The sequence below is a fragment of the Streptomyces glaucescens genome, assembly GCF_002154375.1.
Taxonomy (GTDB): Bacteria; Actinomycetota; Actinomycetes; order Streptomycetales; family Streptomycetaceae; genus Streptomyces; species Streptomyces glaucescens.
The window spans coordinates 1-5,415 of the sequence record NZ_MUND01000052.1 but is presented as its reverse complement, the minus strand read 5'-3'; the positions used below and the strand labels follow the sequence as shown (position 1 = coordinate 5,415).

Genomic DNA, 5,415 nt, shown 5'->3' with positions numbered 1-5,415 from the left:
GCCTCGTCGAGTTCGGTGACGCCGTCGTGGTCGTCGGCGTGCAGGACGGCGACGAGGGGCTCCGCGGTGCCGGAGACACTGCAGACGAGGTGCCGGTGGCCGGGTGGCGCGGTGTCGAGGATGCGGACGAGGAGGGCGGAGGCCCGGGTGAAGGCGGAGCGCCCGAGGTCCTCGCCGCAGGTCGCGCAGGAGCCGAGCCGGGCGAGGAGGGTGGAGGCGTAGTCCCAGGTGGCCTGCCGGACGGCTTCGTCGACGAGGGTGGGGACGAGGTCGGTGAGGGGCTGGCCCTCGTAGGGAACGGTGGGGCCGGTGGCGGCCAGTTCGGCGGTGAAGCGGCTGCGGCTGGACGGGGTGTCGGGGTCGAGACCCTTCTCCGCGCAGTAGTCGGCGTATTCCTCGGGGTCGAAGAGGGCGACCGTGGTGTGGGTGCCCTGGGCGGCTCGGGTCTTGAGGAGGGCCTCGACCTGCTGGAGGTAGGTCTGGTGGTCCTCGAAGGTGAAGCTGCGATAGCGCCGCATGGCACGGAAGTCGTGCTCGTCGGTGAGCAGGCCGAGGGTGCCGGCGATTTCGCGGCGCAGGACCCGTCGCATGGTCAGGCTGTCGGTGTGCGTCATGTTTCCCCCTGTGCACGCAGTCGATCAATGCTCACTCACGGTAACCGGCGGCACTGACAACGGCGTGCGAGCGGCCTCGGACAGCCGGGGTTCCGGACGGTCCGAGGCCGCTGCAGGGGGTGCTCGCGGCGGTGGGGTCAGGCGCGCTTGCGGGCCAGGTCCTCGTAGAAGTGCAGCAGGTCGAGGTTGTCGATGGAGCCGGGGTTGACGGCCTTCTCCAGCGGGGTGCCCTGGAGCAGGCGCTTGACCGGGACCTCGATGCGCTTGCCGGTGAGGGTGTGCGGGATGCCGGGCACCGCGATGATCTCGTCGGGGACGTGACGCGGGGAGAGCTGTTCGCGGATGGTCTGCTTGACGCGGTTCAGGAGGGCGTCGTCGAGGACGGCTCCGGGGGCCAGGTGGACGAAGAGGGGCATCCAGTAGCCGCCGTCGGGCTGTTCGATGCCGATGACGAGTGATTCCTTGATCTCGGGGAGGCGCTCGACGGCTTCGTAGATGTCGGCCGACCCCATGCGCACGCCCTGCCGGTTGAGGGTGGAGTCGGAGCGGCCGTGGATGACGACGGAGCCGCGGGAGGTGACGGTGATCCAGTCGCCGTGGCGCCAGACGCCGGGGTAGGTGTCGAAGTAGCTGTCGTGGTAGCGGCTGCCGTCGGGGTCGTTCCAGAAGTAGATCGGCATGGACGGCATGGGGTTGGTGACCACGAGTTCGCCGACCTCGTCGGTCAGGGGCTCGCCGCTCGGGTCCCAGGACTGCAGGTCGGTGCCGAGGCCGGGGGCCTGGAGTTCGCCGATGTGGACGGGGAGGGTGGGGACGGCTCCGGCGAAGCAGGAGCAGACGTCGGTGCCGCCGCTGACGGAGGCGATCCACAGGTCGTCACGGACCTCGTCGTGGAGCCAGCGGAAGCCGTCGGGCGGGAGCGGGGAGCCGGTGGTCGCGACGCAGCGCACGGCGGAGAGGTCGTGGTCCCGCGCGGGGTGCACCCCCGCCTTGCGGCAGGCCATGACGTAGGCGGCCGAGGTGCCGTAGAGAGTGGCTCGCGTGCGTTCGGCGATGCCCCACTGGGCGCCGGTGCCGGGGTGCCCGGGGCTGCCGTCGTAGAGGACGATCGTGGTGCCGGTCAGGAGGCCGGAGACGAGGAAGTTCCACATCATCCAGCCCGTCGAGGTGTACCAGAAGAAGCGGTCCTCGGGGCCGAGGTCGCAGTGCAGGCCGAGCTGCTTGAGGTGCTCGACGAGGATGCCGCCCTGGGACTGGACGATGGGCTTGGGCAGGCCGGTGGTGCCGGACGAGTAGAGGACCCACAGCGGGTGGTCGAAGGGGACTTGCTCGAACTCGGGGTCCACGTCCGCGCCCGTCAGGGTCGCCCACTCCACGGCCCCTCCGGGGGCCTCGGTGCCGAGGAGGGGGATGTGGACGACGGCGCGCAGGGTGGGCAGCTCGCGGCGCAGTTCGGCGACGGTCTCGCGGCGGTCATGTTCCTTGCCGCCGTAGCGGTAGCCGTCGACGGTGAACAGGACGACCGGTTCGACCTGCTGGAAGCGGTCGAGGACGCTGCGGGCGCCGAAGTCGGGGGCGCAGGAGGTCCAGACGCCGCCCACCGCCGCGGTGGCCAGGAGGGCGACGACGGCTTCCGGGATGTTGGGGAGGTAGCCGCTGACGCGGTCGCCGGGGCGTACGCCGAGGGTGCGCAGCTCGGCGGCCAGGGAGCCCACCTGGCGGCGCAGCTCGGACCAGGTCACCGCGCGGGGTACATGGGTTTCGTCGACGCAGAGGAGGGCCGGTTCGTCCGCGCGGGTGGCCGCGGCGCGCAGGGCGTGTTCGGCGTAGTTCAGGGTGGCTCCGGGGAACCACTGGGCTCCGGGCATCGTGCGGTCGCCCAGCACGCGCGCGTAGGGGGTGGAGAAGCGGACGTCGAACCATTCGGTGACGGCTTTCCAGAAGGTGTCCAGCTCCTCGACGGACCAGCGGTGCAGTGCGGCGTAGCCGCCCTGGGCGGGGGCGCCGTGGTGCTCGGCGGCCCAGGTCTGGAACCTGGTGATCTGTGCCTGGGCGATGCGTTCCGGATCGGGCTGCCAGAGCGGCTGGGGGTTCACGGTCGACATGGGGCGGCTCCCGGACTGTGCGCGTCGTGTGCGTCCTCCGCGCACGTGCTGGGGTGTGCGCGTGACGCGGCTGACACGGACGATGCCATGTGATCGACTTCCACACCAGGGTGCGCCCCACATAGTCCCTCTCGTGAGGATGTGGTCGCGGCACGGGTGAACGGCAGTTGAACACGACACGCGTACCGTCCGAACAGTGGCAGGGTGAGCAGCATGGACGGTCGTGACCTGGTGCGTTCGTTGAAGGCGGTCGGTTCCGTGGGGGCGGCGCAGGGGTTGCGTACCGTACGGGCGGCCTGGCGCAGGCAGCGCGCCGACGCCCTGGGGCTGCCTCCGCGCGGTGCGGAGCGCGCGCGGGTGCCCGGTGTGCTGGAGTCGGCGGAGCCGGGGCCCGGCGGAGGCACACTGCGGTTCGGCGCGGCGGAGCTGCGGATCACCGTCACGGTGAGCGGGGCCGTCTTCTGGGGCTGGGACGGGGCCGGTCCGGAGCCGTCGTACGCGCTCGCCGGACGCTGTCCCGACCCCGATCCGCGGGCCGTGCTGGAGCCGGACAAGGACGGTGGCTGGCGGGTGATGGCCGAGCGGGTGACGGTGGTGGTGTCGCGGCTCGGCGCGATCGAGGTGCGCACCCCCGGTGGCGTGACGCTGCGCCGCGATCTGCCGCCCCGGTGGTGGGAGCCGGCCGGCGGGGGCCCGGCGCGCTGGACGCAGCGGTCCGAGGTGCCGGCGGACGCGCGGTTCTTCGGGCTGGGCGGACGGGCGTCCGGGCCTCGGTTGCGGGACGGCGCCTACCGGCTGTGGAACACCGATCCCGGGCGTGCCTTCGCACCCGGGGACGATCCGCTGTACATCACCATGCCGGTGCAGTGGGTGGTGAGCGACGCGGGCACGCATCTGGTGTTCCACGACAGCACGTGGGACGGCACGGTGCTGCTGCGGGAGGGCGTGGAAGGGGCCGGTTCGGGTCACGACCGGGCGGGGACGAGCGAGCTGCGGATGGAGGGGGGTCCGCTGCGCTGCTGGGTGATGGTGGGCACCCCCGCGCGCGTGCTGCTCGCCTGGGCCTCGCTGACGGGGGCGCCCGCGCTGCCGCCGGCGTGGGCGCTCGGTCATCATCACGCGCGGTGGGGCTTCGGCAGTGAGCAGGAGGTGCGGCGGATCGTCGCGGGCTATCAGGAGCGTGGTCTGCCGCTCGACGCGGTCCACCTGGACATCGATCACCTCGAGGAGCACCGGGTCTTCACCGTCGATCCGGATCGCTTCGCCAAGCTGCCGCAGCTGGCGGAGGAGCTGCGGCAGGACGGGATCCGGCTGGTGTCGATCGTCGACGCGGCGGTGAAGGCCGAGCCGGGCGACGCCGTGTACGACAGCGGGACGGCGGCGGACGCGTTCGTGCGGGATGCCTCCGGGCAGCTCGTGCGGGGGCTGGTGCGGCCCGGGGAGTCGGTGTTCCCGGACTTCACGCACCCGCGCGTGCGGCGCTGGTGGGGCCGGCTCCACGAGGAGCGGCTGGCGCAGGGTTTCTCGGGGTTCTGGCACGACATGAACGAGCCGACCTCGTTCGCGGCGTTCGGCGAGACGACGCTGCCGCGGTCGGCGCGGCACGGGCTGGAGGGGCGCGGGGGCGATCATCGCGAGGCGCACAACGTCTACGCGCTGTGCATGGCCCGGGCGGGGTACGAGGGGCTGGCCGAGCTGGCGCCGCGCCAGCGTCCGTTCGTCTTCTCGCGCTCCGGCTGGGTCGGTATGCAGCGCTACGGGGGGACGTGGTCGGGTGATGTGGCGACGGGCTGGGCCGGGCTGCGGGCGTCGCTGGCGCTGGTGCTGGGGCTCGGTCTGTGCGGGGTGCCGTACTCGGGGCCGGACGTGGGGGGCTACGACGGCAGTCCCGATCCGGAGCTGTTCCTGCGCTGGTTCCAGCTCGGCGCGTATCTGCCGCTGTTCCGCACCCACGCGGGTCCGGGGGCGGGGCGCAGGGAGCCGTGGGAGTTCGGTCCCGAGGTGCTGGAGCACGCGCGCGTGGCGCTGCTGGAGCGGCGCCGGCTGCTGCCGTATTTCGTGACGCTGGCGCAGCTGGCCCGGCGTACCGGAGCTCCCTATGTGCGGCCGGTGTGGTGGGGCGCGCCGGAGGAGCGGGCGCTGCGCGACTGCGAGGACGCCTTCCTGCTGGGCGACTGCCTTCTGGTGGCGCCGGTGCTGGATCCGGGCGCGGAGCGGCGGACGGTGCAGCTGCCGCACGGGCGCTGGTACGACACGGTCACGGGGCGGGCGTACGAGGGGCCGGCGCGGGTGCTGGCCGACGCTCCCCTGTCGCGGATTCCGGTGTTCGCGCGCGCGGGTGCCGTGCTGCCGGTGCGCGGGGACGACGGTGGTCTGGAGCTGGAGGTGTGGGCTCCCGCGCGGGGGCGGACGGGCCGAGGGCTGGTGGTGCCGGACGCCGGGGAGGGCTGGGAGGAGCCGGCGACCGAGCGCTATGTGTCCCGTCGTTCGGGCCGGCGGGTGGTGGTCGAGCGGGAGGGCGAGGGCGGCGCGGCCGAACCGCCCTACCCGGTGCGGATCCGCGGCTTCGGAGAGGGATGAGAGCTGACGTGGGGAGGGACACCCCCTAGGTCGTGTCCGCAAAGTCCCGTCGTCCGCCCGAAGGGCGGGCCCCGCGGCGTCTGGTGCGTGCTCTCGGCGCGCCGGGCGGAGTCCCA

The 5,415-nt window shown here is 72.9% G+C and carries 3 protein-coding genes; 1 reads left to right on the top strand and 2 read right to left on the bottom strand.

The annotated features are described in order from the left end of the window. Together CCN42_RS04175 and CCN42_RS04170 are read right to left on the bottom strand one after the other, a co-directional pair. Positions 1-614: hypothetical protein (locus CCN42_RS04175; RefSeq protein WP_086733118.1), on the bottom strand; the 614-nt coding region annotated here is incomplete at its 3' end. A 137-nt stretch (positions 615-751) separates the two neighbouring features. Beyond that, entirely contained in the window at positions 752-2,719 is a 1,968-nt protein-coding gene (locus CCN42_RS04170) for an acetoacetate--CoA ligase (RefSeq protein WP_086733117.1), read from the bottom strand. A gap of 213 nt (positions 2,720-2,932) precedes the next feature. Here CCN42_RS04170 and CCN42_RS04165 point away from each other — a divergent pair, with 213 nt between their 5' ends. Next, positions 2,933-5,299 (top strand): glycoside hydrolase family 31 protein, encoded by a 2,367-nt coding sequence (locus tag CCN42_RS04165; RefSeq protein WP_086733116.1) that lies wholly within the window; start codon positions 2,933-2,935, stop codon positions 5,297-5,299. Positions 5,300-5,415: the final 116 nt, after the last annotated feature.